Consider the following 17,830-nt stretch of genomic DNA (forward strand, 5'->3'; position numbering starts at 1 on the left):
CTGGAGTCGGGGGCTTACTGCCAGTTATATGCGGGATAACTTGGCTATCGGCTAATTAGTTAATAGAAAATGGAGAGGGTATTTTGAATACTATAGATAAACCAAACGTAGTAATTGTGATTTTTGGAGCAACAGGAGACCTATCTAAGAGGAAATTATTCCCTTCCATTTATCGCCTTTATCAGAATGGAAAAATTGGTGAAGATTTTGCAGTAGTTGGTCTCGCTCGTAGACCATGGACCAATGAAGTTTTTAGGGAAAATGTAAGAGATTCAATTCAAAATGCTTCTTTAAACGCAGAAGATATAGAAGCTTTTTCATCTCATTTTTATTATCATTCCTTTGATGTAACTGACACGTCTTCCTATGACCATTTAAAAATATTACTTGAAGAGCTGGAGGGTAATTATCAAACAGATGGCAATCGAATATTCTATTTAGCTATGGCACCGGAATATTTTGGTTCCATCGCCAATCAGCTTCAACAAAACGGCTTAAAGGATAGTGCTGGCTGGACAAGACTTGTTATTGAAAAACCATTTGGTCATGATCTAGAATCTGCAAAAGCGTTAAACAATCAAATTCGCGTGGCATTTAATGAAAATCAGATTTATCGTATCGATCATTATCTAGGAAAAGAAATGGTACAAAACATTGAAGTTATTCGCTTTGCGAATGGGATATTTGAACATTTATGGAACAATCGCTTTATCTCCAATATCCAAGTTACTTCTAGTGAAGAACTTGGTGTTGAAGATAGAGCACGCTACTATGATCATTCAGGTGCTACAAGAGACATGGTACAGAACCATATGCTACAAATGGTAGCATTATTAGCAATGGAACCACCAATTAAATTAACTCCAGAAGAAATTCGTTCAGAAAAAGTGAAGGTATTACGGGCATTACGACACGTTGATCCTGACAAAGTGGATGAATTCTTTGTTCGTGGACAGTATGGAAGTGGAACCTCAAAAGGCGAAGTGGTGAAGGGATATCGAGAAGAAACAGAAGAGTTAGCTGGATCTACTACAGAGACATACGTTGCTGGAAAAGTAATGATTGATAACTACCGTTGGGCAGGAGTACCATTCTATATCCGAACCGGCAAACGCATGAAAGAAAAATCCACTAAAATTGTCGTTGAGTTTAAAGATATACCAATGAATTTATATTACAAGGATGAAGCAGAGAAGCATCCTAATTTACTGGTCATTAATATTCAACCAAATGAAGGAATCACTTTGTATCTCAACGCTAAAAAGGCTGGAATCGGCTCAATTGCTGAGCCTATTAAGCTTTCTTATACCAATAATGGCGTGGATGGAATAAACACACCAGAAGCTTATGAAAAACTAATTTATGATTGTATCATCGGCGATACAACAAACTTTACACATTGGGATGAAGTAGCCTATTCATGGGCATTTATCGACTCCTTACTTCAAGCATGGTCAGCATCACAACCTAAATTCCCAAACTATCCTTCAGGTTCAATGGGGCCACAGGCTGCCAATGATTTACTTGAACAAGATGGATTCCATTGGTGGCCAATTACTGAATAGCTGATCATCTCTCAGAAAAAAGTCAGCGTAATATTCTAGTTTAGCAAAATGCTAATTTCTAAAAAAAGACCAAGTAATTCGCATAACATACGAATTACTTGGTCTTTTTAATTTATACGTTTTTGTTCGTCTGAAATGGTTCCAGTAATTATTAGTACAATAGCAGTAATGATATGCATTACCATACCGACAATAGGTATCCACCCAATACATGATGTAATAATTCCTAAAATACTACCTGCTGTAGCTGCACCATCTCTTTTTGATAAAAATAATGTAATGATATGAAGTATTAACATAACAAACAAGGGTGTCCAAAAATTTGAAACAATATATAAGCCCCCAAGAATAGGAAAGCCAAGTAGTGCTTCAAATATCCCTGTGACCCATTTCATTATTCTGGATAAAGACATAAGATATCCTCCTCTACTTCTTCTATTCTTCTCAATAAAGTTAATCAAATACATTTTTTGCGGATGTACTCAGGTTAAAATTAGTGAGAAGTGAAAAAAAGCACGCCCAAATTCACAAGGTTTTTGAATCCGGAAATAATTAAACTAACAAATATTAATACTTGACTGATCAGGAAAGTGGCTGGGACAAAAGTAAAATAGTTGAAGACGTGCCCACAGAAAGCAAGCATTTGACTAAGCGATGAATGAATGATCTATTTCCAAAACCGAAACTTTATCTAACTATTTCAGATAAAGTTTCGGTTTTACATCGCTAAAAATTCTTTTGTCCCTAACGAAGCTGCTGGGAAATATACTTCGCTTGCCAAGGAGTCTACGTATCTTTCCCAAGATAGTGTATTGTTCACCTTTAGAATGGGCTTTATCGCTTTATCTCAGCAGCTTCTTATCACCTAAGCTTCTTCTGTATTTTTATTTCTTCTTGTAATTTTTGCTGTTAAATCATCAAACAGTGTGTAGATTACAGGAATTAATAGTAGTGTAAAGATACTTGAAACGCCTAACCCAAATATTATTGTGACCGCTAATGGTTGCTGTGTTTCAGCACCTTCACCAAGAGCAAGCGCTAATGGTACCATTGCTAAAATCGTTGTTAATGTTGTCATAGCAATAGGACGTAGCCTGCTTGGTCCTGCTTCTAAAATTGCTTCATAACGATCTTTCCCTTTTTTGCGTAAAAGATTTATATAATCAACTAATACAATCGAGTTATTCACAACAATACCGGCAAGCATGATTATTCCAATAAAAGCAGGAATACTAAGAGGAATATCCGCGATAAACAGTCCGAGCATAACCCCAATTACAGTTGCAGGCATTGCAAACATAATAATTAATGGGAATAAGAAATTCTCAAATTGTATAGCCATCACTGCATAAACAAGGAAAATCGAGAAGACCAACGCAATTGCTAAATCAGTAAATGAATCTGTCATGTCTTGGGACTGACCACCAATTTCATAGCTATAGCCTTCTGGTAAATTCATGCTCGCAAGTACTGATTCTACGTCTGATGATATACTTCCTAAGTCTCTATCAACTATCTGGCTCGTAACATTCATCTGTGGTTGCTGGTTCTCTCTTAGTAAGCTAACAGGTCCACTCATTTGCTTAAATTCAGCTACTTCATCAAGTGATATGGTTGATCCCTGCATTGTTTGAATCTTCATATCATGTAAATCTTCTATTGAACTACGCTGATCCTCTGGATACATAAGGCTAACATCCATTTCCTGACCGTCTTCCCGATACTTTGTAGCTACTTGGCCCGTAAATTGTAGCTGCACTTGGCCAAGAACCTGTTCCTGAGTCAAACCGTACATTGCTGCTTTATCTTTGTCAACGGTAATATTCATCTGCGGTACACCATCAGATGCAGCAGATTCTGGATTATAAATTCCATCTACTGTGGATATTTCATCGACAACTTGATCCGCAAGTTCTGTTAACACTTCATGCTCTGGACCTTTTAATTTTATTTGAATAGGTTCTCCCATACTCATGCCCGAATCCATTGAGCTTACTGTGATTTCAGCTCCAGGAATATCCTGAAGTGCTTCGTCCATTTCCTGGACAACAGCATTTGTTGTCTTCTCTCTCTCTGATGAAGGGATTAACTGCATGGTGTAAGTCGCCTGGTTCGCACCACCGCCACCAGCTCCGGCAAAGCCTCCTCCGCCGACACTTACATAATTTGTTTCAATGACGGAATCAAATGCCTCTAATTCCTTATTCACCTTTTCAACAACCTCTTCGGTATGCTTCAAAGAGCTTCCAGAGGCTGTTTCAATACGAACCTCCATCTGACCTTGATCAGCAGAAGGAATAAATTCAGCTCCAATAAATGGTGTCAACGCCAAGCTACCAACAATGGCTAGGATGGTAACAAATACTGACGTTTTTCGATGACCCAATACCCATTTTAAGATACTGCGATAACGATCATTGATCCAATCTAAGAAACGATCAAACCAATATCGTCTTCCTCCATCCTTGATTGCTTTTTTCAGTAATTTTGAAGAAAGCATCGGAACAAGTGTAACCGCAACAACCAACGAAGTAATTAACGAAAATGAGACGGCTAAAGCAAGCGGTGTAAATAAATCTGATGCTATTCCTTCTACATAAATAATAGGTAGAAATACTACTAGGGTAGTTGTTGTAGAAGCAATAACGGCAGGAGCCAGTTCAGATGCACCTTTTATTGCTGAATCCTTCAAACTATAACCTTTTTGTCTGAAGGAGTAAATATGCTCCAGTATAACGATGGAGCTATCCACCATCATTCCTAAACCTAATGCTAGCCCTCCTAGTGTTAGGATATTTAACGTCTCGCCAGTGAAATACATTAACGTAAAGGTTGTAATAATTGCAATTGGAATTGATAAACCAATTACAATTGTAGCGCGAATACTCTTTAAAAATAACAACAAGATAAAGATGGAGATAATCCCACCGATTAATATGTTTTGAACTACCGAATCAATAGACATTTGAATAAAGTCAGATGTATCAATAATCACATCTAAATTGACATCAGATGGTAATTCTTGTTTTATTTCTTTGATACTGTCTTCGATATTTGTAGCCACTTCAACCGTATTGCTATCTGTTTTTTTCAAAACAGATAAAACGACTGATGGTTTACCATGTACAAGTGTTAAGCTGGATTGTTCTTTAAAACCATCCTTAACCTTAGCCACGTCTTCTACGTGTATCGTAGCACCTGCTTCAGTTTGAACAATCGTTTGTTTAATATCTTCCACTGATGAAAATTCGCCAGTAATACGGAGTTGAAGATCCTTATTTCCTTTTTCAACGGTTCCAACTGAGGCTGATTGATTCGTACTATTTAATGATTGAATAATAGATTGTGTCGTTACCCCATACTGTTGAAGTTTGGATTCATCCAAGATTAATTGAATTTCTCTTTCCTTTCCACCTTCAACAGAAACAGAGCCCACTCCACCTTGTCTTTCAAAGAATGGCACAACTTGATCATCGGCAACCTCTGTTAACGCTGCTGCATCCTGACCAGTCAGTCCTACCCACATTACAGGCATCTGATCTGGATTAAATCGCATAATATTTGGTTCGCCTGCACTATCTGGCAGCATCCCTTTAACCTGATCCACACTTTCACGCACATCTAACAATGCCTGATCTAAATCTGTTCCATTGCTAAACATTAGCATTACAAGTGAGGAGCCAGACTGCGATTGCGATTGAACTGTTTCAATACCTTCTACAGTACTTACTGCAGATTCGATTGGTCTACTTATTAAATTCTCTACCTCCTGTGGTGCAGCATCATCATAAGTGGTTGCGACCACTGCAACTGGGAGATCTATTTTTGGAAATAAATCAACCGTTAAGCTACGGAGTGAGACGGCTCCCAATGCAAGAATGGCCAGAACAATCATGATAACGCCGACAGGACGTTTTACTGATGTTTTTACAAGCTTCAAAATTTATTCCCCTTTCACGACATTGACCTTACTACCATCAGTTAATGTCAGCTGACCATTTACAACAATCTGATCCCCAGCTTTAACGTCACCCTCAATAGCAGTTTGATTTGATTGTGATTCTTTAATCGAAACTATAGTACGAACAGCCTTATTATCTCTTATCACATAAACAAATGACTCGTCATTTTCCTCTGCAATTGCTTCTGTAGGAACGATAACGGCGGAATCAATTCGTTTTTCTGGAATATGCAATTTTCCAGTCATTCCTGGCAATAATTCATTATCCTTATTCTCTATAGTTGCTTCAATTGGATATAGACCTGTATCATCAGGCATTGTTCCTATTGAAGTAACTTTTGCTTTATATTCTTTATCATCAATAATGGTAGTTAATTTGTCTTCTTTATCTAATAAGGAACGGATATCATTTGTTACCGTAAACTGTAGCTTTATCTTTTCTAAATCAACGATCAATGCTAATGGATTTTCCGTTGAAACAATCTCACCTTTACCTAACGATAATTGTGCAATTTCTCCATCTCGAGAAGCTCTAATATTTTGTTTACCTGCCGGTGTCTTTATAGTGGCTATCAGATCGCCCTCATTGACCTGGTCCCCATTCTCAACCTCCAACGTGTCTACTTCTCCAGGATTTTGAACCATAATAGGAGTTGATGTCAATGGTTGTGTTCGTCCATAAACTGTCTTATCGATAACGATATCCCCTTCCGTCGCTTCCTCCGTCTCAACTGGGGTTACTCTCTCTTCGCCTTGCTTCTTATCCTCTTCTTGATTACATGCAGCTAGCAGAACCATTAATAATAATCCCGCAAGACCTATACTTAATCTTTTCATCTATTCGACTCCTCTCTTATCTTTAACACATCATAATAGTTCAACATCGAACACTGTAGCAATTTGTTTAACTTCTTCATTCAATTCAGGATATCCAGTAAAGTGAGCTAACAACCCTTGAATAACTACAGTTTGTGGCTCATTACTATCTGCCTCATTTTGTATGGCCTGTATCACCTGATAGAGTTGAGACTCTTTAGCTCTACTTAATGGTAATTCAGCTACTTTCGACTCTAACTTTCTTAATGCTGCTAGAAAAGGTTGCTTAAAACGCTCATGCTCCGTTGCATTATGATAATCAGAAGGTATTTCTGAGGCTTTGACTAGCGGCTCTTCCTGATTTTCTAGCATTCCTTTAATTAAATCATCTAACCGTCTAACGATAAACATACCTGCTCGATATTTATCAATTGTAATATCATCTATTACCAACCACTTTAAATAACCATGAATGAGACCTTCTACTTGTATAACAGCATCAATAATCATTACATCTAATTGATTACCATAGATATCTCGTAGATTTTCCTTCATCCAATTAAAATTCTCTATCTTTAAGTTGCATATTTGGTTATCCATATCTTGCCCAATTGATATATTTTCACGAAAATACATCATAATATAATCCTTATGCTTATAGATATAATCAATTAGAACAGTGATTTGATTTGCAAAACTCTCTTTAGGTGTTTTTCCATTACTCTTTGCTTCCTTCATTTCCAAAGTAATATGGCGGTGGAAATCTAGAAAAGCTGTAGTAAGGAAATCTTCTTTCGATGGAAAATATATGTAAAAAGAACCTTTTGATACACCAGCCTCATTCGCAATTTCTTGAATAGAAGTGTTAAAGTACCCCTTTTCAGCAATTAATTTCATTCCTGCTTCAATTAACTTCATCTTTTTCTCATTCAATCTCGTCACCCACCTGTTTTACGTAATAACTATACGAATAGTTTCAATAAAATCCTGACTTACCGGTCAGTCATTATACCGCTTTATAAGCTTAACAACAAAAGCGTTTTCAAAACAAGTAAATTTACGTAAAAAAAAAGAAACATATTGTTCCCTATTCTGAGCTACCAGCTTGTCCATCCAACTAAATCTTAGTTTCTTTTGCGTCCGTCTCTTATTTTTCTGTATTAAAATTTAAAATATCGATTTCGGAAACTACGTTGGTCGAATAAAAACCCTCTATTCATATGTACGATTAATTGGCTAGTTCGCTTATATTGCATATCAAACACATTATGCGAGATATTAATTAGTAAGTCATTGCCATCAAAAAATTTAATATAAGTCTGATCTTGATACTTTTCATAAGTATCAATATGATGATAAGCCAACCAAACACAGCTTTTATTTTTTATTGAGGCAGTAGGTAGCATGTAAACACCCTTCTCTGGAATTATAGGAACTGGGAGTTTGCTAGACGATTTTAATATACGCTTCACAGCCTTCCTTCTTCCGTCTAACGTCGATCCATATAATAAACAACTATTGTTAATTATCTGTTCTGGTTTATGTAAAGACCTTCTCTGCATATTTCCTTCCAAAATAATAGAACGAAAGTAGGATCGTTCCTTTAATAAGATGGCTTTCGTTTGTGGAGAAATAATATATACCGATGTAATTCGTTGTTCCATCTATTTACCTCCTGATTTTATTTTTATTAGTTGTAAATCTATTTTACTATGAATATAAATGGTTTTGGTATATATTCAGATGATTTAAAATGATCGGGTATAATTTAAATATATTTAATTTTACCGTTTTATTTTTATAGATTAGGGGTAATGAACTTATAATGAGCTAAAGTCACATGCTTGTATGAGTGAGATTAAAACATCTCCTATCTTTTGTTACGCGGTGACATCATATTAACAGGAGGAGAAAATGAATGGCAAAAACTGAAACGAAGAGATCGATCAATGTAAAACAAGTTATATCAGGGACATTAATAGGTGCTGCTGTTGGTGCCATTACATCCTTACTATTAGCCCCTAAAACAGGGAAAGAGCTTCGTAAAGATATTTCAAAGCAGATGGTAAATACAAAAGATAATACGGTAGTAATAACCAAGAAATTTGGAAATTCAGCTAAGGGAAAACTCACAAATGTAAAACAAACGGCATCTGCTACTTCAAAAAAAATAACGGACAAAGTAAAAGCGCAAAGACAAAATAAACAAAAGCTTGAAAACCAGCAGGCGGATGTAGAGATTTATTCCGCAAAATAAGAATTAGCTACTGCCAATGAAGCAAAAAAATAGAATACTTTATCATCTCATATGTAAAGATAAAGTGAAACTTCCATCCGTGGGGGTTTTGTTTTTCCCCACGGATGGTTAGTTAAACCAATCGGACATTTACTGGCAGTTGTTCCGCACTTACCCATATTGGGTTCACTTTATTGCTTAAAGTGCGGATCTTACTGCCAGTTATATGCGGGATAAAGTGAAACTTCCATCCGTGGGGTTTTGTTTTTCCCCACGGATGGTTAGTTAAACCAATCGGACATTTACTGGCAGTTGTTCCACACTTACCCATATTGGGTTCACTTTATTGCTTAAAGTGCGGATCTTACTGCCAGTTATATGCGGGATAAACACAAATTATCTCATTTTACGATAACCATTATGAAATAATTTATATATTAGATACCTAGGTCTTTCCACCTATGTTATACTAAATATAGCTCAAATTAACTTTAAGTAGAAAGGCCTGATTTTATGGATATTGCTGCATTGTCTGTTACTATGGCAAATCAACAAATTCGTTCTGATGCAAGTATTGCCGTGATGAAAAATGCTATGAAAGTAATAGAAACGCAAGGCGTACAATTGCAAGAAATGCTCGATCAATCTGCACCTACAGCACCGCATCCATCGCTTGGCAATCGAGTTGATATCTCGCTTTAGTTCACTTTGTTCATTGTAGATGTTTCGCATCACAATTTTTATACGTATGCTAATAATGTAAAATAGAACAAAAGCGCAAGCGACCGATTAAAAACGTAGTGACTGGAGCGAATCAACGGAGATAAAAGAATCACAGTGAGCTTGCGAGCCGATGATGACCTAGATTAGGGCGATTTGTAAAGTCGCCTCGTTTCTGGGCGCTAGAGCTGGACGCGGCTCAACACGCCTATATAATCCAAATGGACTAGTTTTATAATTTCTTAGAATAACAAAAGCAGAACTTTCCTACTTTAGGATTTGTTCTGCTTATTTAGTGATAATGTGAAACTTCAATCCATGAGGTTTTGTTTATCCCCACGAATTGGTAATACCACAAGGGTATGACCTAAAGGTCTTTAAATCAATCGGAATTTACTGGCAGGCATCCCCCACTTACCAATAACGGTTTCACTTTATTGCTTGAAGCGAGGGTCTTACTGCCAGTAAATGTAGGATAAAAAGCCACATTAAGAGTGAAGAAATGAAATGTTATTGATTTCCTTCTCCATTCTCATCTTTGTTTTCATCATCCATCATGTTATTATCATTATTTTCGTCAGTGCCGTTACCATCATTCTCCATGTCAGGATTTTCTTCATTCATTCCTCCATTATCATCAGCAGGATTGTCATCGATATTATCTTCTTCCTGTTGATCTAGAGGTGCCTCATCCTCTACTGGATCCTGATCGTCATCTGTTCCGCATGCTGCGATTAAAGACAACGCTAATACTGGTGCACCAAACTTCACTAGAAGTTTTTTCTTCATGTATTTTACCTCCTTTTGTTGTTCGTTATCTGTCTTAGCATAACCATTTCAAAAGAAGTCATACAATTTTTTTCAAAAATTACCTTAAATTTAACATGTATACACATTTGAACCAGAGAAACCCAGCTGGATTACTGCCTTCCCTTAACCAACAGTCTAAGAAAAACTGAGCGAAATTCGCTCAGTCCTTATCACTACATGCTCAGATTTACGCTTCCTCTAGTAGCTATTATGGAATAATAACTACTGCTTGACCACCACTCCGGCTGCCCACTTCCCTTTCCGTGGGGTTTGTCCTTCAGCTAACTTTTTTAGCAAAACCCGCTCAAAAAAGTGGATCTTCAGGTCAAACATTTCCCACAGGAGTTGAAGTGGCCGGCCTTCGCTATTATCAGGCTCTACAACGCTAGCATGAAGTAACACAGCTACTTTTATACGCACGGATAGCGATTTTCACTTTACCCATTGTAAAAAAAGTCAACCTATTACTTATGACAAGAATTGTTGCATCTTCTCATAGCGGAGACGAATTACGTAGACTCCTGCGGGAATTGCGCGAGCCGAAAATCCACTTTGCAACGTGTTCTTCTTTGCAAAGTTAGTTGAGGCCGTGCCCGCGGAAAGCGAAGTAATTAGTCAGAGCATTGCCAATATACATCTAACATTTCAAAATAACTACTTGGCTTAACGCAGTCATTGCACTGAATTTATACTTTCTTAACTTATAAAAAAGAAGACTATTTTATAGCGAACATAATCTCAGCTTCACAGGCAACTTCTCCATCCACTTTAGCAATAGCTTTTCCTTTACCAATTGGACCTTTTAATCGCACTATCTCTACATCCATATGCAATTGATCACCTGGTTTCACCTGTCTTTTAAAGCGACACTTGTCAACGCCAGCTAAAAATCCTATCTTCCCTTTATTTTCTTCTAAACCGAGCATTGCAATTGCTCCAACTTGAGCAAGTGCTTCAAGTATTAAAACACCAGGCATTACTGCGTAATCCGGAAAATGCCCTTGAAAAAACGGTTCATTAGCAGATACATTTTTTATCCCAGATACCCTTTTTCCCTCTTCTATTTCCGTAACCCGATCTACTAATAGGAAAGGATAACGGTGTGGGATCGTTTCTTTAATTTGTTCAATATTCATAAGATCTCTCCTTTTTTTATTTTATTGTTAAACATTTTCTGTCCATTGCAATGCTGCCATTGTATTTGCCGGAGAAAAACATTTACGGTGAAAACAACCGTCTGTTTTTGGAAATCAACTGTGTTCCCATATAAAATTTCAATAAAACTAATTGAATGAAGAGAGGTAGACCTCTACTAAGGAAAACTCAACCAGGGTTTTGTTTCCTCCCCACGGATTGTTCGTACCACAAGGGTATGACCTAAAGGCCTTTGCACCAATCGGACATTTACTGGCAATCGTTCCCCCTCTTACCAATTTTGGTTTCTCTTTATTACTTGAAGTGGGGAATCTTATTGCAAATTGTATGTGGGATAAAGTGAAACTTCTATCCGTGGGAGGTTGGTTTATCCCCACGGATGGTTAGGTGAACCAATCGGACATTTACCGGCAGTTGATCCATCACTTCCCCATATTGGTTTTTCTTCATTACTTGAAATGAGGGGCTTACTGCCGATTATATGCGGGATAAAAAAGAGCATCTAATCTTCTTTGATATTCGACTAGATGCTTTCATTTTATTCTGTTTTAGTTACTATATCAATAATATGCTGCCAAGTCTCTTTCTTTAATACATCTACCGGAGTGCCATCGCCTATTACACCGTATCCAATCATTAATCCTGCCACTAATGCAATAGCACAAAAAAGAAGAACGACAATGATCCGTAACCAAATGGGGAAAATCCGCAACCTTGGTCTTTTTCCCATTTTTCTCTCCTGCTTTTGCTTCTGTTTTTGAGATTTTCTCGTTTTTCCTTCCGCTTCAACAGGACGATCCTTTTTCTCTTTCATCCGATTTAAAAATCGCTGAAATTTAGAAGGCCTCTTAGGTTTTTTTTCCGACATTGCTCGATCCTCTTGATTTATAGACATGATTTGTTTCTCCTTATTCCTTTAAAAATACATAGGCATAACATTTTAATTCTTATGAGCAAGTTAATACATTAGCGTAATTGATTTACTAAGCCTGACATTTGATCACTCATAGATATGGTTCTTGCATTAAATTGATATGAACGTTGTGTCATGATTAAATCTGACATTTCTTTTGATATATCTACATTAGACATTTCTAATGCTCCGCTTTTTAATAAAGACTCATTGTCGCCTACATTTTGGATAATTTCACCGAAATTAAAACCAAGCTCATTTAAGTTTGGTAATTTAAACTCATTATTCCCCGTAGCCTCTAATAATCGAGGTCGAACGGCTTCAACAATTGCAAGTCGACCAACAACCTCCGTTTGGTTTCCTCTTCTTACCTCAATCTGACCATTTGGCTGAATAGCAATATCATCAAAGCCTTCTTCTATTAGAATAGGTCCATTTACTCCAAGTATTGGGCTGCCATCACTGTTGGTTAACATAACTTCTTGATCATTGTTCATAGGACTTAAGTAAAACGCTCCATCACGGGTATAACGCGTTTCTGTTACACCATTTTCGACTACTTGTACTTGGTAAAAATGATTTTCACCCAAAAGCGCCGTATCTAATGCTCGTTCTGTTTCAGTGAGCGTACCTTGTGAGAGATTTATATTTGTTGAACCGAGTTTTGCACCTGCTCCAATACGTAGTCCATCCGGTGTTAGTCTACCTTCTGCATTTGCAGGGTCTGTCATGTTATTCATTTGCTGAAATAATAAAGAAGAAAAATTGGCTTGTCTGCTTTTAAAGCCAGTTGTTTGACTATTCGCCATATTATTTCCGATTAGATTCAGTTTATTTTGCAGTTGATTCATTGTGACTGCTGCTTGTATCATCGTTCTGGACATACCTTATTCCCCCTAGACTAGACGCGCAATTTCGCTTACTGCCTTCCCCATACTCTCATCATAAGCTTTCAATACTCGTTGATTCGTCTCAAACAATCGATAAGACTCCATCATTTGCGTCATAGATTGAAGTGAATCTACATTTGACCTTTCAAGAAATCCTTGTTTGATTGAAAATGTTACGCCTGGGGGTAAATCTGCAGCGTCTCCTGCATATAACCCATTTCCTTCTTTCGTTAACCCATTAGCATCTGTTGCATACGCTACTCCCAAATTAACAGACTGCTCGGGAGTTTGCAGCAAGCCGTCTGGTGTTACGCTAAACTCCATTCCATTTGTATAAATCGGCTCTCCTGACTGATCAAGCACGTAGAAGCCTTGATTTGTTACTAAATACCCTTGTCCATCAACCGTAAAATTTCCATTTCTAGTGTAACGAATTTCTCCATCAGTGTCTTGAACAGTAAAAAATAAACTTCCGGCCTCATCAGGTAATTCACCATTAACGATTGCAAGGTCCGTGGCAATACCAGTTTCTCTCATATCACCCTGGGTAAAGTTTGGAATGGTTTCCTGAACATACACCCCTGTATTTAATGAGCCAATTGGCTGTTGTATAGGTACATGCATCGATGTACTTGTGGGAACTTCTTTTCCACCCATTTGATTCAATAACATTTCCGGAAATGCTCGCAAGCTTGTCTGATCGGCTTTATATCCTGGAGTATTGGCATTGGAAATATTGTTAGAAAAAGCTTCCTGTTGACGTTGCTGAGCAATCATCCCGCTTGCAGCTGTATAAAAGCCTCTTAACAAGACGTCCCCTCCTCGATCTGATTTTTAACAGGTCTTCATTCCGTTAGATAACTTTTTTGCGTTCAATCTTATCAATATTTTCCAGCATCATTCCTGTACCTTTTGCTACACAGCTCATTGGCTCCTCTGCAATGAAAACAGGCACCTTAAGCTCTTCTGCAAGTAACTCATCAATACCGTGAATTAATGCTCCGCCACCTGTTAGAATGACCCCTCGGTCAATAATATCAGCAGATAATTCTGGTGGCGTACGTTCTAGTACAGATTTTGCAGCCTGTACGATTAGGAATACGGATTCACGTAATGCTGCTTCAATTTCAGTAGAATTAACGGAAATAGTACGTGGTAATCCTGATACCATATCACGACCTCGGATTTCCATTTCTTCATTTCTTCCACCCTTGAATACCGTTGCCACATTTATTTTTATCTCTTCTGCAGTTCTTTCACCAATTAATAGTTTGTACTTTTTCTTTATGTATTGTAAAATTTCGATATCAAATTTATCACCGGCCATTTTAATGGACTCAGATGTCACAATATCGCCCATTGATAAAACGGCTACATCTGTCGTACCTCCACCTATATCAACAACCATATTTCCACTCGGCTGGAAGATTTCCATACCAGCACCAATTGCTGCTACCTTTGGCTCTTCTTCTAGGTAAACTTTTTTACCACCTGATTTTTCCGCTGCTTCTTTAATAGCCTTTTGCTCAACCTTCGTGATGTTGGTTGGACAACAGATAAGTATACGCGGCTTAGACAAAACTCCTTTTACGTTTATTTTATTGATAAAATGCTTCAGCATAGCTTCTGTAACATCAAAATCAGCAATAACTCCATCCTTTAATGGACGAATTGCTTCTATGTTCCCTGGTGTACGTCCAACCATTTTTCTTGCAGCCTCACCAACCTCTAGCACTTTTCCTGTGTGTCGGTCCATCGCCACAACGGATGGCTCATTCAAAACTATTCCTTTTCCTTTAACATGAATTAATACATTGGCTGTACCAAGATCAATTCCAATATCCCTAGAAAACATGGGTTCAGATCCTCCTACTTAGATTACTATCTCTTTTTTATCCATACTGCTACTAATATAATATTTTACCACAAAACTCTACAATTAACTGCATTTTATTTAAATTTTGTCTAGGAAATTCGACAGGGGTAAATGTTTAAATAATATCATTAACGAATACGGTCTAATCACATCCTAAAGAGGCCCGGGGGTAACTAACAACTTCTTTACTCAAAATACGAATAACCATGTTATCAATAGGAGTATCTTCGCCGCACCATTAAAATATACGCTCTTTCCGTGGGCACAGCATCAGCTAACTTAGTAAAGAAAAATACGTTACCAAGTGGATCTTCGGACTCGTGCTGTTCCCGCGGGAGTCTTGCATATTTCAGATGCTAAATGAATGATCCTAATCAAAAAACGAACGATATTAAACCTAAACTAATAATCGTTCGTTTTTAACTGTTTATTCATTCTTTTGTCTCAGCCTCTTTAATTTTCACTAATTTTGTTATAACCACTTATCCTACTGGCTTTGCCTCCTCTGTATGTTTAGGCTCGATTTTATATTTTTTTCTCGTTGCTTCTCCTCCACGCAAATGACGGATAGCCTTATGATGTTCAAGAACCTTCTTTACCCTGTTTGCCAATTCTGGATTAATCTCTGGTAATCGTTCTGTTAAGTCTTTATGGACTGTGCTTTTAGAAACACCAAATTCTTTCGCTATCACTCGGACAGTTTTCTTTGTCTCCACGACGTAATTTCCTATCCTGATAGTCCTTTCTTTGATGTAATCGTGCACACCGTTCGCCTCCCTGAGTTGTATATTTCCGAGGTGGTATTGAGACAAGGTGTTCCATTAGTGGCCTGCATATATGTTGAAATCATAAAATAAGTCGCTATGTATACTTGTTTTTACGTGTCTACATCCATTATTGTATTTTACTTAATATTCTGTTATTTATATATACAAATTAGCTAATTTATGTGTGTAACCAGAAATAAAGCCACACATGCTCTCACCTCAGACATTTCGGAATGATTGGTTTGTATAAGTTTATTATCGAGTAGGAGTGTTTATGATTAAAAAAACATCTTTAAGGAAAGAAGGACATGCATTTTTTAATGAGGAAAGTAGCAGAACGTTCCCTGAATATGAACATATCAATTTCTTGCGAAGTAATAAGTAGTAAAAATATATAAAAAACGATTCAACCTTTTCATCTTGCATTAGTGCTCCTTGTCACGCTTCCTACCAGTAATACTGTATTTTTTTCTTGGTCTTGATTCTTTTCCTAATAGACTACGTAAATTCTCTTTACTTTTAGTCTAACGGTCCAAGATCAGGGTCGGCTTGTATAGACACACCGGAATCAGCAGAAATATTACCAGGAACTAAAGAAATCATCATCACCAATACAGCCATACAAAGAAAAGATTTTACCTTTTTCATTTTATTACCTCCTAAGGAATATAAGGTTAGAAAAAGTTGAATCGTTAATCACCTATTTAGTTTTCATTTAATTAATTCTTCTTCACCACTCTCGGAATATTTTTTCACATTGTCTTCAATATATTGAGAGGTAACCTACTAAAGAAATAATCACTGCGCTTCTCAATAAAATCCTTATGAGATTGCAACAACAGTCGTTTATCATGTTTTGCTTTTCCCATGTAATATAGTCTAAAGGGGCTATTTAATGGGATATTACTTAATATCTCAATCGCTTTGTCTTTATTCCCTTTTGCAATTTCAATATGTGCCTGTTCACTTTTATCTACGGTGGTTATACCTTCCACCTTTTTAAAATGTGCAGCTATAAAAGGAATATTGTTATTTCGAATTAGATGCAAGACATCTTTTAGCTCATATTTTTCAGCTAAAGCAGTAGCCTCTTCTAAATGATGCATTGCTTGAAAGTACGTATCAAATGTATAGGAGAACCCAAGTTTTATATGAACGCCTGCTTTTGTTGAAGGGTTTTGTGAAAGATTAAGTACTCTATAGGCACATTTCCTCGCCATAATAAGTTCATTTCTCGACATATAATAAATCATTAAAATATGATTGAGTCTTATATTGAAAAAGGAAACAAGAAGTCTATCATCGATTCTAGCAAATAATTGTTGTTGGATTTCTAAAAAATTACCCAATTTTCCCAGTTGATTTAGATCATAATATAAAGTTACCTTAACAAATTCTATCAGGCATTCTGTTTCGGGGTCGTTTATTGTTGGCATTCGTTTAATTCTCTGTAGCAATTCATGTGGAGGAGTTCTCTTTATTCTTCTATCTATCATTAACTGATAAATAGATGCCCATTGTCTGTTGGAAGTATAGGTGGATTTCAGATTCTTCTCAATCAATTGTTGCAATTCTCCAAAGAAGCCATTCATATATAAAAATTCCATGCCTTTTTTCTGAATATCTCGCGATGATGATTGTAAGCAGTATTTTCGGATTAATTGTATCACTGTTTCATCATTATGATCCCGTGATAGAAATTCCTTTAACTGCTCCAATGATAGCTCATCTTTACCCGAAATAAACATAGTAGGTAAGGACATTAATTTTAAACTCCTTTCCAACAAAGAAAAACAAGGCTTATTATCACTTGACTGTAAATAACTTTCGTCAAGCTTCAACATAATATTTTATTAATCACTATATTAACACATTTTCAACAAATAAAAAGAGGTAATCGTTCGACAAATTTTGCTATACATAAGAAACACTATGGTATAGCCAAATTTTTATACTTTCTTATCTTTTAAGAAAAACTGAGCAAAATTCGCTCCGTCCTTATCACTTCATGCTCAGATTTACGCTTCCTCTAGTAGCTATTATGGAATAATAGCTACTGCTTGACCAACACTCCGGCTGCCCACTTCCCTTTCCGTGGGGTTTGTCCTTCAGCTAACTTTT

The 17,830-nt window shown here is 36.9% G+C and carries 18 protein-coding genes; 3 read left to right on the forward strand and 15 right to left on the reverse strand.

Annotation, left to right across the window (positions count from 1 at the left end; all coding sequences use genetic code 11):
* The first annotated feature begins 83 nt into the window (after positions 1-83).
* Positions 84-1,565: a glucose-6-phosphate dehydrogenase gene (gene zwf / locus JUJ52_RS20335; RefSeq protein ID WP_026681757.1), complete on the forward strand. Its 1,482-nt coding sequence runs from the start codon at positions 84-86 to the stop codon at positions 1,563-1,565.
* Between the two features lie 107 nt (positions 1,566-1,672).
* On the opposite strand, the gene JUJ52_RS20340 is transcribed toward zwf, so the two are convergent.
* From JUJ52_RS20340 to JUJ52_RS20360, 5 genes are all read right to left on the reverse strand, one after another.
* Positions 1,673-1,978 carry a hypothetical protein gene (locus JUJ52_RS20340; protein WP_205389097.1) on the reverse strand — a complete coding sequence of 102 codons (306 nt, stop codon included), beginning with the start codon at positions 1,976-1,978 and terminating at the stop codon, positions 1,673-1,675.
* Positions 1,979-2,430: 452 nt separating this feature from the next.
* Positions 2,431-5,505, reverse strand: a complete 3,075-nt coding sequence (locus tag JUJ52_RS20345) for an efflux RND transporter permease subunit (RefSeq protein WP_205389098.1) — start codon at positions 5,503-5,505, stop codon at positions 2,431-2,433.
* A 3-nt stretch (positions 5,506-5,508) separates the two neighbouring features.
* Positions 5,509-6,363 carry an efflux RND transporter periplasmic adaptor subunit gene (locus JUJ52_RS20350; RefSeq protein WP_205389099.1) on the reverse strand — a complete coding sequence of 285 codons (855 nt, stop codon included), beginning with the start codon at positions 6,361-6,363 and terminating at the stop codon, positions 5,509-5,511.
* A gap of 30 nt (positions 6,364-6,393) precedes the next feature.
* Positions 6,394-7,275, reverse strand: a complete 882-nt coding sequence (locus JUJ52_RS20355) for a TetR/AcrR family transcriptional regulator (protein ID WP_166530684.1) — start codon at positions 7,273-7,275, stop codon at positions 6,394-6,396.
* Between the two features lie 227 nt (positions 7,276-7,502).
* Positions 7,503-8,006, reverse strand: coding sequence for a competence protein ComK (locus tag JUJ52_RS20360; protein WP_051388342.1), 504 nt, complete (start codon positions 8,004-8,006; stop codon positions 7,503-7,505).
* A gap of 254 nt (positions 8,007-8,260) precedes the next feature.
* Here JUJ52_RS20360 and JUJ52_RS20365 point away from each other — a divergent pair, with 254 nt between their 5' ends.
* Together JUJ52_RS20365 and JUJ52_RS20370 are read left to right on the forward strand one after the other, a co-directional pair.
* The gene (locus JUJ52_RS20365) at positions 8,261-8,599 is read left to right on the forward strand and encodes a YtxH domain-containing protein (protein WP_051388343.1); all 339 of its coding nucleotides are present in this window, start codon (positions 8,261-8,263) and stop codon (positions 8,597-8,599) included.
* Positions 8,600-9,106: 507 nt separating this feature from the next.
* The gene (locus tag JUJ52_RS20370; protein WP_246484812.1) at positions 9,107-9,280 is read left to right on the forward strand and encodes a YjfB family protein; all 174 of its coding nucleotides are present in this window, start codon (positions 9,107-9,109) and stop codon (positions 9,278-9,280) included.
* Between the two features lie 528 nt (positions 9,281-9,808).
* On the opposite strand, the gene JUJ52_RS20375 is transcribed toward JUJ52_RS20370, so the two are convergent.
* The 10 genes from JUJ52_RS20375 to JUJ52_RS20415 all read right to left on the reverse strand — a co-directional run bounded on the left by JUJ52_RS20375 (position 9,809) and on the right by JUJ52_RS20415 (position 17,472).
* Positions 9,809-10,087, reverse strand: a complete 279-nt coding sequence (locus JUJ52_RS20375; protein WP_051388344.1) for a hypothetical protein — start codon at positions 10,085-10,087, stop codon at positions 9,809-9,811.
* A gap of 243 nt (positions 10,088-10,330) precedes the next feature.
* A complete protein-coding gene (locus JUJ52_RS20380) occupies positions 10,331-10,528 on the reverse strand; it encodes a hypothetical protein (protein WP_205389101.1) in 198 nt (65 codons plus the stop codon).
* A 296-nt stretch (positions 10,529-10,824) separates the two neighbouring features.
* Positions 10,825-11,244 (reverse strand): 3-hydroxyacyl-ACP dehydratase FabZ, encoded by a 420-nt coding sequence (gene fabZ, locus JUJ52_RS20385; RefSeq protein WP_026681763.1) that lies wholly within the window; start codon positions 11,242-11,244, stop codon positions 10,825-10,827.
* Positions 11,245-11,801: 557 nt separating this feature from the next.
* Positions 11,802-12,158 (reverse strand): DNA-directed RNA polymerase subunit beta, encoded by a 357-nt coding sequence (locus JUJ52_RS20390; protein WP_026681764.1) that lies wholly within the window; start codon positions 12,156-12,158, stop codon positions 11,802-11,804.
* Between the two features lie 71 nt (positions 12,159-12,229).
* Complete coding sequence (locus tag JUJ52_RS20395; protein ID WP_205389103.1) at positions 12,230-13,060, reverse strand: flagellar hook-basal body protein; 831 nt, start codon at positions 13,058-13,060, stop codon at positions 12,230-12,232.
* Between the two features lie 12 nt (positions 13,061-13,072).
* Entirely contained in the window at positions 13,073-13,876 is an 804-nt protein-coding gene (locus JUJ52_RS20400) for a flagellar hook-basal body protein (RefSeq protein WP_026681766.1), read from the reverse strand.
* A 43-nt stretch (positions 13,877-13,919) separates the two neighbouring features.
* Positions 13,920-14,921 (reverse strand): rod shape-determining protein, encoded by a 1,002-nt coding sequence (mreB, locus tag JUJ52_RS20405; RefSeq protein WP_026681767.1) that lies wholly within the window; start codon positions 14,919-14,921, stop codon positions 13,920-13,922.
* Positions 14,922-15,424: 503 nt separating this feature from the next.
* A complete protein-coding gene (gene spoIIID, locus JUJ52_RS20410; RefSeq protein ID WP_026681768.1) occupies positions 15,425-15,706 on the reverse strand; it encodes a sporulation transcriptional regulator SpoIIID in 282 nt (93 codons plus the stop codon).
* Positions 15,707-16,228: 522 nt separating this feature from the next.
* Positions 16,229-16,357 carry a hypothetical protein gene (locus JUJ52_RS23475; RefSeq protein ID WP_255637807.1) on the reverse strand — a complete coding sequence of 43 codons (129 nt, stop codon included), beginning with the start codon at positions 16,355-16,357 and terminating at the stop codon, positions 16,229-16,231.
* A gap of 104 nt (positions 16,358-16,461) precedes the next feature.
* The gene (locus JUJ52_RS20415) at positions 16,462-17,472 is read right to left on the reverse strand and encodes an AimR family lysis-lysogeny pheromone receptor (RefSeq protein ID WP_026681769.1); all 1,011 of its coding nucleotides are present in this window, start codon (positions 17,470-17,472) and stop codon (positions 16,462-16,464) included.
* Positions 17,473-17,830 lie beyond the last annotated feature (358 nt).

It is taken from the genome of Virgibacillus sp. AGTR (assembly GCF_016919725.2).
GTDB classification, from domain to species: Bacteria; Bacillota; Bacilli; order Bacillales; family Amphibacillaceae; genus Virgibacillus; species Virgibacillus salarius.